Origin of the sequence: Pseudomonas sp. EA_5y_Pfl2_R50, from assembly GCF_963970475.1 — a bacterium.
Taxonomy (GTDB): domain Bacteria; phylum Pseudomonadota; class Gammaproteobacteria; order Pseudomonadales; family Pseudomonadaceae; genus Aquipseudomonas.
The window spans coordinates 1-258 of record NZ_CAXAPT010000241.1; the positions used below are offsets into that span (position 1 = coordinate 1).

Annotated in this window: 1 protein-coding gene; it reads right to left on the bottom strand. The window is 63.2% G+C overall.

Annotated features, from left to right (window positions below; genetic code table 11):
* Window positions 1–258, bottom strand: a 258-nt coding sequence (locus AACY19_RS27640; RefSeq protein WP_339454674.1) for a contractile injection system protein, VgrG/Pvc8 family, incomplete at both ends; no start/stop codon positions are given.

A 258-nucleotide genomic window follows, 5' to 3' on the forward strand; every position in this document is an offset into this window, starting at 1 on the left:
CGCGTTTGGCCAGGTGTTTGCCGCGCTCGCGGTCGATGAATCGACCCGGGTAGTCGTAGTCTTCGAGGTCGGGCAGGGCGTCGCCACGGTTTTCGCTTTCCAGCGTCAGGCGCGGTTTTTCGAAGTCGTAATCGCGACGGGTGGTGCGGCTGGTGCGGGTTTCCAGGCGCAGGTCGAAACGCTTGATCACCGGGTCGCTGGCGACCATGCCGGAGTCTTGCTGGTAGGCCACAGGCTTGAGTTTCGGGAACACCGTCT